The 16,124-nt window shown below is 52.9% G+C and carries 29 protein-coding genes and 1 tRNA gene; 14 read left to right on the forward strand and 16 right to left on the reverse strand.

Features of this window, described 5'->3' with window-relative positions:
• Window positions 1–23 precede the first annotated feature (23 nt).
• From PS2015_RS09705 to PS2015_RS09750, 10 genes are all read right to left on the reverse strand, one after another.
• A complete protein-coding gene (locus PS2015_RS09705; protein WP_058022055.1) occupies window positions 24–206 on the reverse strand; it encodes a hypothetical protein in 183 nt (60 codons plus the stop codon).
• Window positions 193–510 (reverse strand): hypothetical protein, encoded by a 318-nt coding sequence (locus tag PS2015_RS09710; protein ID WP_058022056.1) that lies wholly within the window; start codon window positions 508–510, stop codon window positions 193–195. The genes PS2015_RS09705 and PS2015_RS09710 overlap by 14 nt, the downstream gene beginning before the upstream one ends.
• Window positions 477–1,199 (reverse strand): lipase family protein, encoded by a 723-nt coding sequence (locus PS2015_RS09715; protein ID WP_058022057.1) that lies wholly within the window; start codon window positions 1,197–1,199, stop codon window positions 477–479. Before PS2015_RS09715 ends, PS2015_RS09710 begins: the two co-directional genes overlap by 34 nt.
• 22 nt (window positions 1,200–1,221) lie before the next feature.
• Window positions 1,222–1,686, reverse strand: coding sequence for a cell wall hydrolase (locus tag PS2015_RS09720; RefSeq protein ID WP_058022058.1), 465 nt, complete (start codon window positions 1,684–1,686; stop codon window positions 1,222–1,224).
• Complete coding sequence (locus PS2015_RS09725; protein WP_156412705.1) at window positions 1,683–1,973, reverse strand: hypothetical protein; 291 nt, start codon at window positions 1,971–1,973, stop codon at window positions 1,683–1,685. Before PS2015_RS09725 ends, PS2015_RS09720 begins: the two co-directional genes overlap by 4 nt.
• Window positions 1,974–2,139: 166 nt before the next feature.
• A complete protein-coding gene (locus tag PS2015_RS09730; RefSeq protein WP_058022060.1) occupies window positions 2,140–2,727 on the reverse strand; it encodes a hypothetical protein in 588 nt (195 codons plus the stop codon).
• A gap of 13 nt (window positions 2,728–2,740) precedes the next feature.
• Window positions 2,741–3,208 carry a hypothetical protein gene (locus PS2015_RS09735; protein WP_156412706.1) on the reverse strand — a complete coding sequence of 156 codons (468 nt, stop codon included), beginning with the start codon at window positions 3,206–3,208 and terminating at the stop codon, window positions 2,741–2,743.
• Between the two features lie 208 nt (window positions 3,209–3,416).
• Window positions 3,417–3,962, reverse strand: coding sequence for a hypothetical protein (locus PS2015_RS09740; RefSeq protein WP_058022062.1), 546 nt, complete (start codon window positions 3,960–3,962; stop codon window positions 3,417–3,419).
• Window positions 3,959–4,366: a hypothetical protein gene (locus PS2015_RS09745; protein WP_058022063.1), complete on the reverse strand. Its 408-nt coding sequence runs from the start codon at window positions 4,364–4,366 to the stop codon at window positions 3,959–3,961. The genes PS2015_RS09740 and PS2015_RS09745 overlap by 4 nt, the downstream gene beginning before the upstream one ends.
• Window positions 4,367–4,376: 10 nt before the next feature.
• Window positions 4,377–5,345 carry a helix-turn-helix domain-containing protein gene (locus tag PS2015_RS09750; protein WP_058022064.1) on the reverse strand — a complete coding sequence of 323 codons (969 nt, stop codon included), beginning with the start codon at window positions 5,343–5,345 and terminating at the stop codon, window positions 4,377–4,379.
• A gap of 173 nt (window positions 5,346–5,518) precedes the next feature.
• On the opposite strand from PS2015_RS09750, the gene PS2015_RS15620 reads away from it, so the two are divergent.
• Window positions 5,519–5,782 carry a hypothetical protein gene (locus PS2015_RS15620; protein WP_156412707.1) on the forward strand — a complete coding sequence of 88 codons (264 nt, stop codon included), beginning with the start codon at window positions 5,519–5,521 and terminating at the stop codon, window positions 5,780–5,782.
• On the opposite strand, the gene PS2015_RS09755 is transcribed toward PS2015_RS15620, so the two are convergent.
• Window positions 5,744–6,355: a hypothetical protein gene (locus PS2015_RS09755; protein ID WP_156412708.1), complete on the reverse strand. Its 612-nt coding sequence runs from the start codon at window positions 6,353–6,355 to the stop codon at window positions 5,744–5,746. The two genes, PS2015_RS15620 and PS2015_RS09755, sit on opposite strands and share 39 nt — an antisense overlap.
• A gap of 465 nt (window positions 6,356–6,820) precedes the next feature.
• Here PS2015_RS09755 and PS2015_RS09760 point away from each other — a divergent pair, with 465 nt between their 5' ends.
• The gene (locus PS2015_RS09760) at window positions 6,821–7,150 is read left to right on the forward strand and encodes a hypothetical protein (protein ID WP_058022066.1); all 330 of its coding nucleotides are present in this window, start codon (window positions 6,821–6,823) and stop codon (window positions 7,148–7,150) included.
• Window positions 7,151–7,215: 65 nt separating this feature from the next.
• Here PS2015_RS09760 and PS2015_RS09765 read toward each other — a convergent pair.
• A tRNA-Met gene (locus PS2015_RS09765) sits at window positions 7,216–7,291 on the reverse strand.
• Between the two features lie 36 nt (window positions 7,292–7,327).
• Entirely contained in the window at window positions 7,328–7,579 is a 252-nt protein-coding gene (locus PS2015_RS15470) for a transcriptional regulator (protein WP_082628083.1), read from the reverse strand.
• 677 nt (window positions 7,580–8,256) lie between these two features.
• Between PS2015_RS15470 and PS2015_RS09775 the strand changes: the two genes are divergently transcribed.
• Both PS2015_RS09775 and PS2015_RS09780 read left to right on the forward strand, forming a co-directional pair.
• Window positions 8,257–8,931 carry a type VI secretion system-associated protein TagO gene (locus PS2015_RS09775; protein ID WP_058022068.1) on the forward strand — a complete coding sequence of 225 codons (675 nt, stop codon included), beginning with the start codon at window positions 8,257–8,259 and terminating at the stop codon, window positions 8,929–8,931.
• A gap of 41 nt (window positions 8,932–8,972) precedes the next feature.
• On the forward strand, window positions 8,973–9,587 hold the full coding sequence (locus tag PS2015_RS09780; RefSeq protein ID WP_156412709.1) for a hypothetical protein: 615 nt from the start codon (window positions 8,973–8,975) through the stop codon (window positions 9,585–9,587).
• A 21-nt stretch (window positions 9,588–9,608) separates the two neighbouring features.
• On the opposite strand, the gene PS2015_RS09785 is transcribed toward PS2015_RS09780, so the two are convergent.
• From PS2015_RS09785 to PS2015_RS09795, 3 genes are all read right to left on the reverse strand, one after another.
• Window positions 9,609–10,073, reverse strand: a complete 465-nt coding sequence (locus PS2015_RS09785) for a hypothetical protein (RefSeq protein WP_156412710.1) — start codon at window positions 10,071–10,073, stop codon at window positions 9,609–9,611.
• 62 nt (window positions 10,074–10,135) lie between these two features.
• The gene (locus tag PS2015_RS09790; protein WP_058022071.1) at window positions 10,136–10,711 is read right to left on the reverse strand and encodes a helix-turn-helix domain-containing protein; all 576 of its coding nucleotides are present in this window, start codon (window positions 10,709–10,711) and stop codon (window positions 10,136–10,138) included.
• A gap of 11 nt (window positions 10,712–10,722) precedes the next feature.
• On the reverse strand, window positions 10,723–11,124 hold the full coding sequence (locus PS2015_RS09795) for a hypothetical protein (protein WP_156412711.1): 402 nt from the start codon (window positions 11,122–11,124) through the stop codon (window positions 10,723–10,725).
• Window positions 11,125–11,371: 247 nt separating this feature from the next.
• On the opposite strand from PS2015_RS09795, the gene PS2015_RS09800 reads away from it, so the two are divergent.
• From PS2015_RS09800 to PS2015_RS09845, 10 genes are all read left to right on the forward strand, one after another.
• Window positions 11,372–12,136: a helix-turn-helix transcriptional regulator gene (locus PS2015_RS09800; protein WP_082628084.1), complete on the forward strand. Its 765-nt coding sequence runs from the start codon at window positions 11,372–11,374 to the stop codon at window positions 12,134–12,136.
• Window positions 12,133–12,387 (forward strand): hypothetical protein, encoded by a 255-nt coding sequence (locus PS2015_RS09805; protein ID WP_058022074.1) that lies wholly within the window; start codon window positions 12,133–12,135, stop codon window positions 12,385–12,387. The genes PS2015_RS09800 and PS2015_RS09805 overlap by 4 nt, the downstream gene beginning before the upstream one ends.
• Window positions 12,377–13,027, forward strand: a complete 651-nt coding sequence (locus tag PS2015_RS09810) for a hypothetical protein (RefSeq protein ID WP_058022075.1) — start codon at window positions 12,377–12,379, stop codon at window positions 13,025–13,027. Before PS2015_RS09805 ends, PS2015_RS09810 begins: the two co-directional genes overlap by 11 nt.
• Window positions 13,024–13,206: a hypothetical protein gene (locus PS2015_RS09815; protein ID WP_058022076.1), complete on the forward strand. Its 183-nt coding sequence runs from the start codon at window positions 13,024–13,026 to the stop codon at window positions 13,204–13,206. The genes PS2015_RS09810 and PS2015_RS09815 overlap by 4 nt, the downstream gene beginning before the upstream one ends.
• The gene (locus PS2015_RS09820; protein WP_156412713.1) at window positions 13,181–13,570 is read left to right on the forward strand and encodes a YfdP family phage-associated protein; all 390 of its coding nucleotides are present in this window, start codon (window positions 13,181–13,183) and stop codon (window positions 13,568–13,570) included. The genes PS2015_RS09815 and PS2015_RS09820 overlap by 26 nt, the downstream gene beginning before the upstream one ends.
• A 5-nt stretch (window positions 13,571–13,575) precedes the next feature.
• On the forward strand, window positions 13,576–14,424 hold the full coding sequence (locus tag PS2015_RS09825; RefSeq protein WP_058022078.1) for a YfdQ family protein: 849 nt from the start codon (window positions 13,576–13,578) through the stop codon (window positions 14,422–14,424).
• 106 nt (window positions 14,425–14,530) lie between these two features.
• A complete protein-coding gene (gene tmk / locus PS2015_RS09830) occupies window positions 14,531–15,154 on the forward strand; it encodes a dTMP kinase (protein WP_058022079.1) in 624 nt (207 codons plus the stop codon).
• The gene (gene ssb / locus PS2015_RS09835) at window positions 15,151–15,612 is read left to right on the forward strand and encodes a single-stranded DNA-binding protein (protein ID WP_058022080.1); all 462 of its coding nucleotides are present in this window, start codon (window positions 15,151–15,153) and stop codon (window positions 15,610–15,612) included. The genes tmk and ssb overlap by 4 nt, the downstream gene beginning before the upstream one ends.
• A 15-nt stretch (window positions 15,613–15,627) precedes the next feature.
• Window positions 15,628–15,855: a hypothetical protein gene (locus PS2015_RS09840; RefSeq protein WP_058023259.1), complete on the forward strand. Its 228-nt coding sequence runs from the start codon at window positions 15,628–15,630 to the stop codon at window positions 15,853–15,855.
• A complete protein-coding gene (locus PS2015_RS09845) occupies window positions 15,852–16,106 on the forward strand; it encodes a hypothetical protein (RefSeq protein WP_058022081.1) in 255 nt (84 codons plus the stop codon). The genes PS2015_RS09840 and PS2015_RS09845 overlap by 4 nt, the downstream gene beginning before the upstream one ends.
• Window positions 16,107–16,124: the final 18 nt, after the last annotated feature.

The raw sequence follows: 16,124 nt of genomic DNA on the forward strand, positions 1-16,124 counted from the left end.
GACCCGCTCGATTTTTCGGGCGGTCAGATCCGGTCGATGGCATCCTGGGCATCGCTAGCCAGAGACCGAAGCTCATCGGCAGTGATCTGGCGGCCTTCGGCCTGTGCCGCTTCCCGAAGTGCTTGCAGCTTTTTGATGCTGATGTGCGCATCAGCCGCAAGGTCCAGCGCCAGGTTTATGATCTGGATGACTTTAATTGCGTCCACGGGTCAGAATCTCCTGTGCAGTAGCGAGCAACTGGGAAGCTCTGGCCAGTGCTGATTCGGCCTGTGCCTCGAACCCGGCTTCATAGAGATCGGTGGCGCTATCAAGAATGTCTTTCGCCTCCTGAAGCGCGCTCCTGACCCTGTCTTTGGCGGGCTCGTCCAGATCAGCGTCAGCGGCCGTTTCAGCGATCGCTTCAATGCTCAGGTAGCCAACGGCTATGCTCTCTGGCACTGACGCCTGTTGAATCACTGAGCATCCAATCAGGGCGATCAGCAGCGCTGTGATAGCAGCCAGTTTTTGCATTTGTGCAGCTCCCGTATTACGTCGCTGATTGTATGGTCTTTGGCCCGCTGAAAAAGAGTCATCGCTCTATCCACCAGGCGTTGCCAGCCGCTCGGGTCGATGAGGTATCCATCATCCCGATTGGTTATATAGAGCTCTGTGCCGGCATGGCCGTACCCAACCTTGGGCCAGCGAGCGACTGCATCCGATCCGTTAACGACGCGGATGTATTGCCCGTATCGATAAGCCAGCCGGATTTGCCGGCCACTCGACAGCCTGGGCTGCGAGAATGTCACGCACCGGCTGACCTTGTGTTTGTGGTGGTGCTCGGCAGCTATAGCCAGCAGCAGCGCTATGGCCCCGCCTCTGCTGTGGCCTGTGAACACCAGATCATAGCCAGGGTATTTATCAATGATCTTTAGCGCTGCGAGCTCGATGGATCGCGCGCCCTGGACGAACCCTCGATGGGCCCTGATCCCATACCAGTCATCGCGCGCCAGAGCTCTGAAGTTGCTGAGCCAATCCAGCGCGTCGTCTGATCCGGCGATGGTAATAAACAGACTATCCGCTCCCACGTACACGCACCCGTAATCAGATCCGCTGGCAAAGTCGTGCATGGCGACAATGCCGAGCGATTCGGTGGTGCTGGTGTGCATGTAAACATCACGACACAGCTCGGCCAACATGATCAGATCGTCGATTGCTGTCATGCGTGCCTCCGGGCGGGCTGGCTTATGCGATTCCCGAGAAAAACCTGTGGCTGCCTATTTCGACAAAATTATTGTTGCCCTTTGCCCATGCCGGGCATCTGGCCGATTTGTGTAGATTTGTTGTCAGGTAGTGCGTTGCACCGCCGGTCTGGTCTGGCTCATAGCCGTCCAGCGCGTCGATCAATGCCTTTAATGCTGCACGGCATGTCGGCTTCTGGATCGCTGCCCGATACTGCTCCTGCAACGTCTTAAGAAGAATCTGATTAGGATCGTTCGGGTTCCAGCAGCTGAACTGCCATGGTTTCAGGCATACGGCCGCAATCGTGTGATCGGCATAGCCTGCTGTGCCCTTGCCCCACCATTTGCGCGCCTTTGCCCGGTTGATGATGCAATGAGCAATGGCGGTCCGGCCGGGCTGTGTGCAGCCCCTGGCTTCGCCGTGGATCGTTAATGCGCCGATCAGGATGTCGGCATCGGACGGCCTCATGGCTGTGGCTGCCGCCTTTCCAGCTGCCGGACCAAATCCGCTATTCGCTCTGCCAGATTGCGGGTATTCTCCTCAATCCTGGCCAACTGGATCGCCTGCACAGACGATGCGTTATTCATCTGGTCGTGCTCTGCTGCCAGCTTGTCGATGTCAGTTCGGTTTTGATGGATGGCCGCAGTCCACTGGCTGCCGTGCCAAACAACTGCTGCCGCTTGAATTAACAACGCAACAATCAGTGTGATGGGCACCGACTTGGATAAGTGCCAGCTTTCTCGCTCTCCAGACAAACCATTTCTCCAGGCATAAAAAAACCGGCTTGGCGGCCGGCTTCGATTGGTTGATTGTTCGGGCATTAAAACGCAAAAACCCAGCTTTTTAGGGCCGGGTTCGCTGTAGAGTCAGAATTCGCTATTATGGGAAATAATACCCCTATTTTGGGACACGTCAAGTTTTTCACACATTATTTTTGATTTGTTGCTCCGCGGTATCAGAAAGCTCCTCGATCACTGACCGTATGTTCTGGTAACGACTCTTCCAGTTTCGCGACCAGAGTTTGTGATTTGGCAGCCCCACAATTCTGGCAAACTCCCTGTCAGTGGTCGCTCTGTATTTTCGGGGGCAGCTCACATCATCGATTGCCATCACACAACAAGCGCTCATGGCGCCTCTGTGCTCTGCCACCTCTTTGGCCAGGGATTTCATATCTGTGGCAGCCGCCGCCATTTGTCCGGCAATCACATTCAGCGCGAAATAGTAAACGTGGCAAAATGATTGCCTGTCCCCTGTGTGCACATACATCGCCATCGAGGCCATCGCCTTTCGCGCAAGTTCGTAAGACATGAATCGAGAAGCGCGTGGCAGCGCCGGGCGACCAAGCGCCAGTGCTGCTGCAATCTCACCAGGGCAGAGCCCCCTGCCGGTCCCGCCACCCATCGGGCTGCAATAGTCTGGCGATCTCAAGTTCAGCTTTTGCAGCAGGGCTTCTGCCTTGCTCGGCGGGGCGTGATTAAATACCTGATCGGCGTGTTGTTCGCTAACCATAATGATTTCCCTTTCACATCCATACTGGGTTGTTGTTCTTAAATTTACGCGAGGCGATAAAGCCGAAATATGCAGCTGAGCGGGTCTCCGGATTACTGGACGATCTCCATCCAGTCACCCTTTCAAACTGATCTTTGTTATTCGCCCAGTTACCACGCGCCGGCTTGTGCAGATGGTAGGGAACCTCTCTGGCGTCCAGTTCTCGCATGACCTCTTCCTGGGCTTGCTGGCAGCGCCCGACACTGAGTGCGACTTTCGCGTGTGCTGCTTTGCTGGATTTTGAATTGCGGGCATAAACGAAATTCTGTGACAGGACATCCTCGATACTGAACAGAAAGCGCTCGGTGCTGTTGGCATCCAGCCAGGCCCTGAGCTCTACCAGGCTAAGCATGAGAAGCTGTTCCAGCTGTCCATTTCGGTAGACCGCAACGCCGTGCCGCTTACTATCCGGATCCAGCCCAACAACAACAGGTCCGCTCACTGAAGTCTCCAATCAATGCCCTGATCACGCGCCGGCAGGTGCATCCTTTGCGGATCCTTGAGCGGCCCGGCTGCACGATCCGCCGATATCAATTCCGGGTGATTTGTCCGAACCTCATCTTTTTCTGGCCGTGCAGATTTGGACCAGCGACCCCTGGCGCGCCTTAGAACATGCGAAACCGTTCTGATTTGCCGCTTCTTTCGGGCAGTCACTGCACTGCTCCATCGCTCTGATCGCGCGATCTGCATGCCTTCCACCAGTCAGCAGGGCTGGCGGTCATTTCTTCCAGAGCGCCAGCATCATCGCGGAACCACCACTTCGATTCACGGGCGTGATCAACAATCATCAAGGTCCATGTCTCAGGCTGGACGCGAACTATCCTGTGCCAGTGCTCAATCCCAATGAACTCGCCCAGGTCGATCGACAGATCAGTTTGCTCGCCGGCGATGATTTGATCCAATTGAACCGGGCTCATGTTGCATGCCCGTCGCATACGATCCGCCAGCTCAGTGCGATCGTTCTGGTAGCGCTCCAGATACCCGCCATGCAGAACAAAGCTGATGCCCTGCCACGGATGATTGTGCAGGTGTCTGTCGCCATCACAGCTCAGAAACCGGTGGATCCACACATCAGCCTCGCCACCAAAAAGGCTGCCAGCAAAGTAGCGCTGCAGGTAAGGCTTGCCCAGCACATCGATCTGCTTCATCGGCATGGTGGCGGTAAGCTCCATCAGGTACTCTGGTGTGATGTTCACAGGCCCACAACCTCCTTGAGCGATTGCATGCGCGCCTGCTGCTGCTCTCTGGTCAAACGAACATTCACTTTCTCGGGCAGCGCATCTGGCACTGGTAGGGTGATGTCCTCACCTGCCATCACTCGCTTGCACAGCTGCTCATAGTGATATTCAAAGCGCGGATAGATTTCATCGGTTGGCCTGCTGGCCAGCTCAAACCAACCTGTGGCAACGCCTGCCTGGTACACCGCCGGATGGCTCCATCGGTGCCTGGCCTTTGGGCTGGGTGCCCGGCAAGCCTCTTCGTATGCCGCCTTGGTGGCTGGCATGCCGTGCTCAGACATTCCCTGCTCGGCACACAGGCCACGGAACACCGGCAAGCTGAAATACCCGGCGAAATCTTTCGCCCGATTCAGCCCAGCCATCAGAGACCGGTCATCGAGATCCTTCAAACCCGCTTGCCAGCTTAAAAACTCTGTGCTCCCCACCGGGGATGTCACCAGCTTCCACGCCTGCAAAGTGCGCCACACCCGCGTCATCGTCTCCAGGCTGACCCTGGTGCTCTTCGAGGAATCTGCGCATGGCCTCATCGTCTCGGTCTGATTTCGAACTGTATCCAGCAGCTGATTGACCTGGTGCATTGCCTGTCTCCGTGATGATCCAATCGTTTTCAAATGCCCGCTCAGTGCCCAGAAAGCGAACAGCCTGCATGACGAACTCAGTGCCGATGATTCCCTTGGCCTGGCAAAAGTGCCGATACCTGGAAACGCCGGCGGCGATGTCGATCGGCTGAGTTCCATCACGAATCCGCGCCCGGTAGCATGCGAACGCTTTGTTCTTCGGGTTGGACCCTTCCCGTTTCGGGTATGCTGACCAGATCGCTTCGAACTCTTTCGGGTAATCAGGCTTGCTCGATTTGGCTGTCGATTCATCTGCGCCAGCAGGTGAATCAGCCATCTCTGGTTCTATGACTGGTTCATTGATAGGTTCAATGACTGGTTCTGGGGTCAGAATCTGACCGGGTGGGGGTCGAAATCTGACCGGGTGGGGGTCAGAATCTGACCGGGTGTCGTCTGAAATCTGACCGGGTTGAAATCTGACCGGGTTGGATTCTGACCGGGTCTTTTCTCCCTTTGATCGACCTTTTTGGATGTGCAAAATGTAGCCGTTGCTGCTCTTTCCATCATTGCGCGATTTGACGGTGATGAACCCGAGCTCGGCAAGCACCTTGATATGCTCCTTAACCGTCGATCTGCCCATTTCGCAGTCATTGGCAATGTGCTGATACGAGGGCCAACACCAGCCGTCATCGCTAGCATTGTCAGCCAGTTTTATAAGCACCAGCTTACGGCCGGCATTGCCGACCTGGGCCTTCAGTGCGTCTACCATCAGTTTCATGCTCATAAGAGCGCCCCTTCGTTATTTTTTGATGCCACTCAACTGACAAGGAATCCTTGACAGTTCAATTGGCGGCCTCTTCGACCAGAAACTTCTAATCTTTAAGGACTTCAGCCTTTGCCCTGATTCCGTGTTAATTTACTGATCACCACAAACAACAAACCAACACGGAGATACTCATGATTATTGACTTCTATTCAAAAAATCTTTCCCTGCTACATACTCTCGAGATAAATGCCAAGCATGTCCCCAGAGTGGGCGAACAAATCGTTATTGAAGAAGCAGCTGGTTATGTAAAAAAAAATGAAACCATGCTTGTGCATGACGTCAGCTACCTTTTCCGGGGCGACTCATTGGTGCCCTATGTTCAATGCCACGCTTCATCAGGCCCCGACAACCGATACCTAACTCTTCAAGAGAATGGTTGGCTTGAGCCCGGATAAAATCTGTTCAAGCTCATCGTGTAGCGCGCAAACGCGTGCAAACTCAACAGAAGCATTCGCGGCAGTCTGGCCCATTGCCCTGACAGCAGCGGCCAGCTGTGCCTCTGCGCGAAGGAGTGAACCAGCAATCGCATCAATCTCCGACATTGAGATTTCTTCGCGGCGAAGTACTTGGTGCGCATCATTTACATAAGCGTTAACCTCGTTGATCAGAAATTCTCCATCAACTCGAGTCTCTTGCGCGGTTTCACGCATGGGAGGCGCGACCTCTGCTGCTCGATCGCCAGTTACGATCGGCTGGTCATCGATATTCAGCTTGTCTTCTGGCTTTAATTTCCGGGCGATACTTGATCTGAATTGATCAACAGCCGCCTTGCTTTCAGCGACGACGGTGTTGCGCGACATAGCCTCAGTGACAAGCTCTAATCGTTTGGTTTCCTGCTCCGATAGCTTGACGGATACATCTTCGCCGTGAGCCCTTTCTTTGGACTGCAGCCACTCCTTCCAGGCCCAACCGCTAGTCAGCATCCCGGCTATCGCTACCAATAATATAAGGACTTCTGAACTGGTCATATCGCTACCCTGGATGATTTCATTGAGGACATCCGCCATCTTTGTGACGAATTCGGTGCTACCAGGCTTGATATGGCGTTATCGAGGTCTTCTGATAACTCAGCCAGAGCGCCCAGCGGTGCCAAATACTTATCCTCCTGGGTGCCGCTGCTGGTTTCTTTACCTGACAAGCATTCGCTCATGCTGCCTCCATGAATCTATTAAATTGGCTCCGGGCTCTGCCCCCAGATTGGCCATTGGGTCGCTGATTACGAACCCCCTTGGCGGCATCCGTAAGCACAGCCACGCTCAGGCCGAGCGTGTTTTTTGCCTTGAGCAAGTGGAACTTGCCTACGGCTTTTTTCATTTTTTGATGTTGGCCTCTTCGACCGGGTTACCCCCAATCCTCAAGGACTTCGGCCTTTGCCCTATCCCGTGTTAACTTACTGATCACCACAAACAACAAATCAACACGGCAAATTTCTTATGGAGCCATCAATCATCGGCATGTTCTGGTACAAGCCTGAAAACTACTCCGCCTTTCTCGACATCTTCGAAGACGCACTGAAACTTCCTGCCAGTTATGATCTCTGGCTTATCAAGGCCTATCAGGCGTGCGAACTCCCGGACCTGAAAGGGCGTCATATCCACCGAGTAGAAACTGAGCCCGATCTTTTCCTCGCCTGGTGCTATCGCAATCATATGAATGTCGATTCCAGCGCACGCACCGCCTACTCCAACATGGTCGCTGCGCAGGTGGCCAGGGGGGAAATACCCTTGCTGCCGGTCATTGATAGCGCCAGCAAAAATCACTGAACCACGAATTGCTGCCGAGATCTCCGCGCACTGGGCAGATTCCCCGGCGCAGATGTCACGGTGATTGGTTGCGGGGGCTGGAATCGAACCAGCGACCTCCGGATTATGAGCCCAGCGAGCTGCCATCTGCTCTACCCATCAATACTGTAAATACATACATACCCATCGATTGAGTGATCATGCAGCAGAGGTCTGTGACACTGAAGTCGATCTGAGATAAGCCCAATCGACATCGGGCCGAAGCTCTTCGCAGGTTACTGCGCCAGCTGACTCTCTCTCTATGTTTATGGCCAGAGACTCGCCGGCGCGTCTGTAACCACCGGCAACTTGTCGAAGCTGGCCAGCGGTGGTTCCGCAACGGCGTGCAAAGCTCTTTATTGAGTCATTCGGGTCTCCAGAAATTGTTTTTAGAAACTCGCTTAATTGCATGATGCCTCCATAGGTACGCACAAATAATAGCAACTGCTATCCATATAAACAATAGCAAACGGTAATTTACTCTTTGCTATCGTTTGCGGAGAATGTGTTATGGATATTTCAAAGACTCGGAGAGACAACTTGGTACGTGTGATGGGTGATCCGTCAGAGCGCGGCACTGTCTCATCTTTCGCTCGAAAGTACGGGCTCGACCCAACTTACATACGACAACTAATTAGCGGGCATCGAGATATAGGTGAAAAGTCAGCCAGGAATATAGAAGAGAAGGCCGGCCTACCGGTGGGATACCTTGACCAGGGCTCACTACTGAAACCTGACGGTCCTACATCTGCTTTAGACGCAAGACTGTTCGAAGCCTGTCGGAAAGCGATGGAACTGCCTCCGGAGGAACTGGAGGCGGTAGTGATGATGCTTGAGCGTTTTCAGGCGGGCAGCAGGCGCGATCCAAATAATAGACAATAAATTCCTTTTCTTCGTCAGTAAAGATCACTGCCTGTGACTCCTCGCCCATTGATCTACCACCTCGCTCATAGCTCGATTAACGGAAAAATAGACTGTTATTTTATACAGTATTTTTTGCTGCATGTGTCTGAAATATTAATTTTTCGTCCTAAATACGACGAACCGTTGCCCCCAGTGACGACGAACCGAGTTCTGGCAAGACTAGGTTGACCATAAAACTGGATGTCAGCGCATTGAAATGGTGGCTTTTGTACAATCATTGTGAGGTTATAGATATGAAATCATTGGTGGCGGTTTTGATTCCTATGTCGATAGCGCTACCAGCGCATGCGCAGGTATCGCGGCAAGCTATGGCGGCATGTGCCGCGATAACCGATGATATAACTCGGCTTCAGTGTTTTGACGAGCTCGCTGATAGACATAGAATCACAGGAATGGACGTTCCTGCTGCGAGTGTTGAAGGTGTTGGAAAGTGGAGAGTTTCCAAATCGACAAATCCTCTAGACGATTCATCGACCGTTGTTGCCGTACTTACAGCGACAAGCGGGGCTGGGATCTATGGTGATCCGGTAACTCTCGTGGTGCGCTGCCGAAGCAACGAAACCGAATTCTATATTGACTGGAACTCTTATATGACTGATAGCGTTCGTGTTACCACGAGAGTCGGTTCTGCGGATGCGATTAGTGCGCAATGGTCGGCCTCTAGCGACAAAGAGTCGTCTTTTAGCAGGCGGGCAATACCCCTGTTAAAGGAAATGCTTGAAGCCACTAGGTTTATAGCGCAGGCAACTCCATATAATCAAAACCCGATAACAGCAATATTTGAAACCAGCGGCATGCCAAATGCTATATCCGGCATTAGAGAGGAATGCGGATGGTGATCCTGATCGGGTGTTCCTGGACGGCCGCGTCCTAGAGATAATTGATTAAAAAAGCCCACCTAATTTTTTCGACGAATGGAGCTGGGTGGTCGATAGCCCGATTAGAAAAAATGGATTTTTCTGGTGGATATGCTATCAATCCATTAAGCCAGCTGGAAGCAAACCGCGGGTGCCCGCCCCGAGAGGGGCGGTTTTTATTCACGCAAATGGAGCCGGGCATGAAAGCTTGCAAGATCTGCAAAATCCCCACAGCAAACGATAGTGGCGTCTGTGTAGGGTGCGCCAAACTTCTGGCCGCTGATGATAATGCACTGGGATCGGAATACACGGAAGACTGTCAGAGTTGCGGTCACAAGAAATACGCCGGGATGCCGTGCTACAAGTGCAATGATGGGTCGGAGGGCGCCAGCCAAAGTGACGATCTGACAGAGATAACCAGTGATTCAACCCTGGGCATGTTTTCTACGATCTTTTTCGTGCTTACCCTAGTAGTCACAGCCCTCATAGCTATACCTATCTTTTCAGCAGGCGTGGCAAACTTGCAAACCCTGGTTTTGCCAGCTGCGGTGCTTCTCAACGGACTGCTGGCGTCGGTAATTTTGCGCGGCTTCTCGGATGTCGTCAGGCTTCTTAAGAATATCGCCAGACACAAATAGTTAATGCCAGCGAAAAGGCGACTACTTTTTACTCGGCTCTTTTCGCTTGGCCTTTTTCTTTGGCGGAGGTGAATCAGTTTGTTCTTGATCACCTTCTTCCTGCGAAAATATCAAATCTAACGGGATTTCCTGGTGGCTTTTATCGCCAGTACTGTCCGAAACAAATTCCAGCGAAATCTTATATGTTCCGTCGACAATGTATGGGAAGTGCTCAAATCTCAAAAATGCTCTTTGCTTAAGCACTTCGGTCATGTCGAGATGAAGAATCGGCACGTCGCGATCCGCATGAACCCTTCCATCGGGAGCAACTACCTTGACCACGACAGAAACGGTCTCTGGCACCTGATCATCCGCCCTGCTAAGTGAGAACGCTACATGGATGCCAACGGGCACCATAATCCATTCACCTTCTGCCAGTCGACTTTTCAAATCGGCGGCGTCATTTGAAAAGGCCAGGCTCTCTACAACCTCTACCAGCGTGGGCATGCCCGTTCTCTGGTCAACTATAGGATTACGGCAGATCACTCCCCAGTTAAAACGAGGCATTGTCAGGCACCTGTAACGTAATAAACATGTCTTTTTGGTTTCACTGAAACCTCACTATATTCGGTTCGTGAGCGTTTGGGGTCAGTGTCTGATACTTTAAACATCGAAGACACGTCGAGCTCTCCGGATGAGAAATCCTCAACTAGCAAAGGCATGGTATTGAAGACGTTTCCACCGCGCCGGGCAGCGCTGATTTCTTGTGTCACTGCTCGGATGTATGATTGTTCCTTCTCAAAAGAATCTGGTCTCAGGTCTGAATCCCTGACTTTAGCAGTCTCCGCAACAAGCTTAGTAAATGGCACGAATCTAATCATCAGACCAGTATCAAAAATACTGGCCAAGGCTTCCAGCATTTTTATGCTAAAAGCTTCGTTGTTCGGGTTTTCCAGTCTGCTAATAACAGACTGGCGGGTGCCCAGCAGTTCAGCAAGCTCTTCCTGAGTCCAGCCTCTGTCCAATCTCATCGCTTGGATCTGGTATGACAGCCCATTAACAATTTCGGCGTTTACATAGGCATCGCGGTACTCTTTATCTTGGAATTTTGATAACAGGTCGGTGTACTTATCAGAATTTGCCATTTTCTTACTCTTTAAGATCCGTATTCAATGAATCGATTCGTCGCTATAAGATCTTGTTTTCTTTTTTGGTTTGTCGTCACGGCATCTGGTGGCTGAAATTTTCTGTCTTTTTCGATTGCGCCACCCAGTAAAAATATTCTATTGGTATTGTGCAGCCCATCAAGCATTTGGCTGTCATCACACCCAATGGGCCGATACTGCACCCTGGCCGGGCCTTTTACCCTGATTTCTAACAGGCCTTTACCGCTGCCGCCCAGCCGGGCCCATTCCGGCCTCTCTATTCTGGACATTGCCTGTACATACTTGATTCGCGCTTCAATTTTTGGCTGCGCTGGCACAGGAAGACTATTCAACCAGGTTCTATAGTAGCTTTTGCGCGATTTGCTTATGAATTCGAAAAACGTCCATGCCATAGGAATTATCACTTTAAAGTAATATTCACCACCCGGCGAACTATACGCCGGTGCCTTTAGAAAATCCACACTGTAACTAAATACAGTGGCGTGCCATCTGCCTTCCTGTAACCCCCGCGCCTGTAGTAGCAAGAATTCAACGCTATCTCAAGCAATTCCGGACCAATCACCCATTCCGGTAACAATTTTCAGAAACAAATTAGCATTTGCTATTGTATTGATAGATAGCTTTTGCTATCTTTTCTTCATGAGGACAAATATACAAACCTTACAAGTCACCGGATTACCACCCCGCCAGGCTGAAGCGTTGCTTCACACGGCCAATGGTATGACACGCAAAGAAGCGGCCAAGCGCATGGGCTGCAGCCCTCAGAACGTGATCATGTTGATGCGGGAGGTTTATTACAAGCTGCATGCGAAAAACGCAGCTGAGGCCGTCCAGAACGCTTTTCGCGCAGGTGTATTGAAGCTTATGTGCATGGCTTTATTTTTTGGCGCATTCGCCAGCACTGTCCCGCAAACCGCCGATGCACAGCAGCAGATGCCAACACGATCAGCGCCAGCAAGACGCCCCACTCCCAGCAGAAGCTTGAGTTACAGAATGGCGGCTGGCGCCAGGGCATCAGAGAACGGTTTTCACTTATTGGTAACAGAGGAGCCAGATCATGAGCGACAAAAACCAAGCCAGTCCGCCTTCGCTAAAGTCAGAAGCCATGAGCTGTCTTCTGAGCTGCCTGATAGCGTTTTTTATGGGCGTGATGCTGACGCTAGGGTGGGCGGCATGAATAGCGCCAGCAGCAAGGTGCTCAAAGTCGTGAGCAGGTGCGGGCGAGCTGTGTTCTGGCCGGATATCTGCATCATCGATGAGCACGACGAGAATGCCAGGCAGATCCAGGCGGATCTGGATGCTGAGCACCAGCGCCAGCAGCGATCCATGCGCCAGATTTACTATCCACCCGGAACGATGGCGGCGCGCCGTCTGGCCGATACCGATATCGGTGGCGATTTATGAAAACCCGACAGCTTTTTAAGGCCGCCAGGAAATTCCGCAAAGACTATTGCCTGCAAGGTGGTGTTGTTCTGATCTACAACGGCCAGATTTATGGCTGGAAGGACAAGGTCCGCTCGCCTTGTAGTGAGAAGCCAGGCGCAGTCGCCATCGATGAGCGGGGCAACAGGTGGATTGCCGCCGGTGGCGACCCCTATAACGGTGCTGAGAAGTGGGAACCAATTTCACGTGGAGCCGAGCAACATGATCAATGAAGTCGGAGAAAAGCCAATCAACATGTTTCGCTTCTGCGCAAGCGAGGAGCACGACAGCAGGAGCTGGCTGTATGCGCCTGGAATGATTTGCCTGGATTCAGCCCAGGATAAGTGGGCAATGGCGGCCAGTGGCGGGCACATCATGATCATCGCCGAAGGCAAAGATCCTCACACAAATCCATACTCCAGTTCGGCCGACAAGTTCGCCGAAGAAAAGACCGCGCTGCTGCTTCGTCCGATGCGCTCAATAATCGATCGCGGACAGGATCAATCGCGCTGGGTTGATATTTGGCGGCTTGATCTTCCGGCCATAGCGCCGTGTGAGATTTGCCGAGGTGAAGGTGTATTGAGTGGGCCATGTGATCTTTGCCATCGCCACGAAGATGAAGATTGCCACAAGTGCAAAGCCACCGGCATGGCCGATCAGTCGGTGTCGCTGATCGATCGTGACTTCAACCTGGAGTACATCCGCCTTCTCCAGCAGGAGCTGCCGCACTGCAGGCTATATATCACCCCAAATAATCTCAGTTTCGGTGGCTGCTTTATCGAGTTTCGTGGTGGCTTTGGATGCCTGATGCCTCTTAACAGGCCTTATGACATTCATCATGCGACATTTTCCATGACAGCGGTGGCCTCATGACACATATGGATCTGGACCAATTCAACGGGCAGTTCGATTCAATGTTTCTGCCTGATGGTGTTAAAAGCCGGGAGCAGTATCGCGGCGATTATGACAACTACCTGCGCGGTGTGAATCAGGTGGAACAAAAACTGAAAACCAACGGAGGCAATGATGCCCTTACCAATAGAAATATCTGAAGACGGGTTTCTGAACATGCTGCGCGGGCTGAACAAGGGCGCAGTGATCGAGGAGCTGGACAAGGAGCTGATCAAAGGCGTGGGCGCTATCTTGGATCATGGCGGATCAAGCCAGATCACGCTGAAGATCAATATCAAGCGGCTGCGGGATCTTGAGTCGGCCGTGACCATCACGCATGACGTGGCGGCGAAACACCCGAAAGAAGATCGGCCTGCCAAAGCCATGTTTGTAACTCACGGCAACGGTCTGGTGGACCAACAGCAAGAGCAGGGGGCGCTGCCGCTGGGCGAAGGCAAGGAGCATAAGCGCGCAACACTTACTGAATCAGCCGGGTCAGTCACCCGCCTTAACAGGGGAGCATAAACCTAATGAAAGAGGCATTTCTGGACACTGAATTTGGGGCGGCACACGCTCTTGGGGCGGCCACTGATCTGGTCATCAACGATATTGAAGGTGTGCCACACGTTCTGGTGCCACCTGGCTCATCGCTCGAAAACATGGAAAAGCTGCTGCCGGCTCCAACCCGAATCCGCGAGCACCCCGAATTTGCAGACATTGCAGGCTTCGCTGATTACGTCGAGGAGTTCAAGCAGGTCGGTAGTCGCGTGTTTGTCGATGAAACAGCGCTGCGATTTGTCACCGTGTTCGACTTTCACGCACCAGACGCACCTGCCTGGTGTGATCACAGCGCCAGCATAAAGATGAACCTAGCGCCAGAGTGGGAGCGGTTCACCCGGTTCGACAGCAAGGCAATGTCCCCGCGGGAGTTCGCAGAATTCCTGGAAGACAATGTGGCCTATGTCGACTCAGAAGCGAGCGGTATGACTGGCGCTGACCTTCTGACGATGGCACAGACCTTTAAGGTGAATATCAAGGGTGACATCGAGGTCGAGGAAACATTGTCCAGGGGGCTGCGCAAGATGGTCATTAAAGATGACAGCACCCTTCGTGGACAGAATAAGGATGGCAAGGAGCTGGAGTTCCCAGAGAAGCTGTACTTCACGCTGCGCATCTTCAAAAACCACAAGGCCTATCCCATTGAAGTGTACCTGCGCACCAGAACCAGCAAAGAGGCCGTGCTTTTTATGATCAAGATCCCCGATGCAGAAGGGCTGAGGGAGGAGGCCTTCAACAAGGTGATTGACGATGTGCGCGAAGCCACAGGGTTGAAAGTGCTTAAGGGAAGTTTTAACGGACCGAGTCACCGGAGCCGCTAAAGGTGAAACCAACCCCCGCCAAAGCTGAACAGATCACAGCAGCTCGCCAGGCGTTCATTGGCTGGCTGTCGGTGATCTGTGTGCTGGCGCTGATATTGGAGATCACATGCTCATAGTGTTTGAAGGAATAGACGGCTGCGGCAAGTCAGCGGTGATGGAGCGCGTTTCAGCGCATCTGGCAGGCCGCGGGGTGGATCCGCTTATGACCAGCGAGTTCGGGCCGCACATGCCATGGGGTCCGGGTCTCAAGGCGGACCTGATCGAAGCTGCTGGCAATCCGCTGGATGAATACGATGTTGTTCGAACAGCCAGGCGCTTCCATGCCTATGAGGTGCTGGAGCCAGCCCACGAGCTGGGGCGTGTCGTTTTGATGGATCGCTATATTGCCAGCACTTGCGCCTATCAAGGCCAGACAGATGCCCTGCCCGTTCGGCGCATCCTGGATGAGCATGATCAGGATGAAATGCTCTGGCCAGATCTGACCATCCAGCTGCAGTGCAGTTATCACATAGCGAAAAAGCGGGTCACCGCCCGTGGCAAAGGTGATGCCTTTGAAAAGCGCGGTGCCGATTTCTTTACCCAGGCTGCAGAGATATTCGATTGCCTGGCTCACGTCCAGTTAAGCAGGGATGCAAGGCGCATTGCCCTCATCGATGCAGATCAGGATCTTGAAACAGTAACTGCTGGCGCTGTGGCGGCGGTCAATAAATTGATGGGGATAAGTGCATGAGTTCAGGTGATGTAAACAAGGTGATTCTGGTTGGCAATGTTGGGGCGGAGCCCGAGATCAGATACATGCCGTCAGGTGATTGTGTGGCCAGCCTGCCGATCGGCACCAGCAAGCACTGGAAGGACAAAAACACCGGGCAGCCACAGGAGAAAACCGAGTGGACCCGCGTGGTGTTTTTCAAGCGCCTGGCAGAAGTGGTCGAACAGCACGTTCACAAAGGCGGCAGGCTGTATATCGAAGGAGAGCTTCGCACCAGGAGCTGGGAGCAGGATGGCGTGAAGCGCTACGCCACAGAGGTCGTGGCCAGGGATATGAAAATGCAGCCAGATGGCAAGCAGCGCTCCAGCGGCAGTGATTATTCAACCGAGCGCGAGCCGGAGCCGCCTGCGGCCGATCCTGCGCCAGCAGCAGCGCCAGCACCTGACTTTGACAACTTTGACGATGACATACCGTTCTGAATCGGAGGCATGACCATGAGAGCAGCAAAGGTTGATAACTCTGAAAGATTGCAGCGCGTTCTGAAGCTGCTGAAAGATGGGCGGGAGCATTCCACCCTGGACATTATCCAGGCGGGCAATGTGTGCGCAGTCAATTCGATTATCTCTGAGCTGCGCGCCAATGGCTATCAGATCAGCTGCTCCAGGCGTGGTGATGCCTGGTATTACCGGATGGATACAGACAAGCAGGAGCACGCCGCATGAAGAACTCACTGACAGATTTGAATGATCACCTGTTTTGCCAGCTGGAGCGCCTGGGTGATGAAAACGCCAGTCCGGATCAGATCGAGCTGGAGATCGAGCGAGCCAAAGCGATTGCCGGGGTTGCCGACAGAGTAATTCACAATGCCGCCATCATCCTGAAGGCCCGAGAACAGGCAAACGGCGGCAACGTCACGCTGGGCAACTCAAAGACAGATCATCTGCTGGCGCTGGAGAATGAGTCTGATGCCTAGATTGAAATGGTCCGCCGA

It is taken from the genome of Pseudohongiella spirulinae (assembly GCF_001444425.1).
GTDB lineage: Bacteria > Pseudomonadota > Gammaproteobacteria > Pseudomonadales > Pseudohongiellaceae > Pseudohongiella > Pseudohongiella spirulinae.

Bases quoted from the DNA above. Each gene is read 5' to 3' on its own strand.
- PS2015_RS09760 (WP_058022066.1), top strand. From the start codon at position 6,821: ATGGAGCCATCAATCATCGGCATGTTCTGGTACAAGCCTGAAAACTAC.
- PS2015_RS09800 (WP_082628084.1), top strand. From the start codon at position 11,372: ATGAGGACAAATATACAAACCTTACAAGTCACCGGATTACCACCCCGC.
- PS2015_RS09825 (WP_058022078.1), top strand. From the start codon at position 13,576: ATGAAAGAGGCATTTCTGGACACTGAATTTGGGGCGGCACACGCTCTT.
- tmk (WP_058022079.1), top strand. From the start codon at position 14,531: ATGCTCATAGTGTTTGAAGGAATAGACGGCTGCGGCAAGTCAGCGGTG.
- ssb (WP_058022080.1), top strand. From the start codon at position 15,151: ATGAGTTCAGGTGATGTAAACAAGGTGATTCTGGTTGGCAATGTTGGG.
- PS2015_RS09755 (WP_156412708.1), bottom strand. From the start codon at position 6,355: ATGACCAGTTCAGAAGTCCTTATATTATTGGTAGCGATAGCCGGGATG.
- PS2015_RS09820 (WP_156412713.1), top strand. From the start codon at position 13,181: ATGCCCTTACCAATAGAAATATCTGAAGACGGGTTTCTGAACATGCTG.
- PS2015_RS09795 (WP_156412711.1), bottom strand. From the start codon at position 11,124: ATGGCATGGACGTTTTTCGAATTCATAAGCAAATCGCGCAAAAGCTAC.
- PS2015_RS09810 (WP_058022075.1), top strand. From the start codon at position 12,377: ATGATCAATGAAGTCGGAGAAAAGCCAATCAACATGTTTCGCTTCTGC.
- PS2015_RS09715 (WP_058022057.1), bottom strand. From the start codon at position 1,199: ATGACAGCAATCGACGATCTGATCATGTTGGCCGAGCTGTGTCGTGAT.
- PS2015_RS09815 (WP_058022076.1), top strand. From the start codon at position 13,024: ATGACACATATGGATCTGGACCAATTCAACGGGCAGTTCGATTCAATG.
- PS2015_RS09745 (WP_058022063.1), bottom strand. From the start codon at position 4,366: ATGGCTGGGCTGAATCGGGCGAAAGATTTCGCCGGGTATTTCAGCTTG.
- PS2015_RS09845 (WP_058022081.1), top strand. From the start codon at position 15,852: ATGAAGAACTCACTGACAGATTTGAATGATCACCTGTTTTGCCAGCTG.
- PS2015_RS09730 (WP_058022060.1), bottom strand. From the start codon at position 2,727: ATGGTTAGCGAACAACACGCCGATCAGGTATTTAATCACGCCCCGCCG.
- PS2015_RS09710 (WP_058022056.1), bottom strand. From the start codon at position 510: ATGCAAAAACTGGCTGCTATCACAGCGCTGCTGATCGCCCTGATTGGA.
- PS2015_RS09750 (WP_058022064.1), bottom strand. From the start codon at position 5,345: ATGAGCATGAAACTGATGGTAGACGCACTGAAGGCCCAGGTCGGCAAT.
- PS2015_RS09790 (WP_058022071.1), bottom strand. From the start codon at position 10,711: ATGGCAAATTCTGATAAGTACACCGACCTGTTATCAAAATTCCAAGAT.
- PS2015_RS15470 (WP_082628083.1), bottom strand. From the start codon at position 7,579: ATGCAATTAAGCGAGTTTCTAAAAACAATTTCTGGAGACCCGAATGAC.
- PS2015_RS09785 (WP_156412710.1), bottom strand. From the start codon at position 10,073: ATGCCCACGCTGGTAGAGGTTGTAGAGAGCCTGGCCTTTTCAAATGAC.
- PS2015_RS09805 (WP_058022074.1), top strand. From the start codon at position 12,133: ATGAAAACCCGACAGCTTTTTAAGGCCGCCAGGAAATTCCGCAAAGAC.
- PS2015_RS09840 (WP_058023259.1), top strand. From the start codon at position 15,628: ATGAGAGCAGCAAAGGTTGATAACTCTGAAAGATTGCAGCGCGTTCTG.
- PS2015_RS09720 (WP_058022058.1), bottom strand. From the start codon at position 1,686: ATGAGGCCGTCCGATGCCGACATCCTGATCGGCGCATTAACGATCCAC.
- PS2015_RS15620 (WP_156412707.1), top strand. From the start codon at position 5,519: ATGATTATTGACTTCTATTCAAAAAATCTTTCCCTGCTACATACTCTC.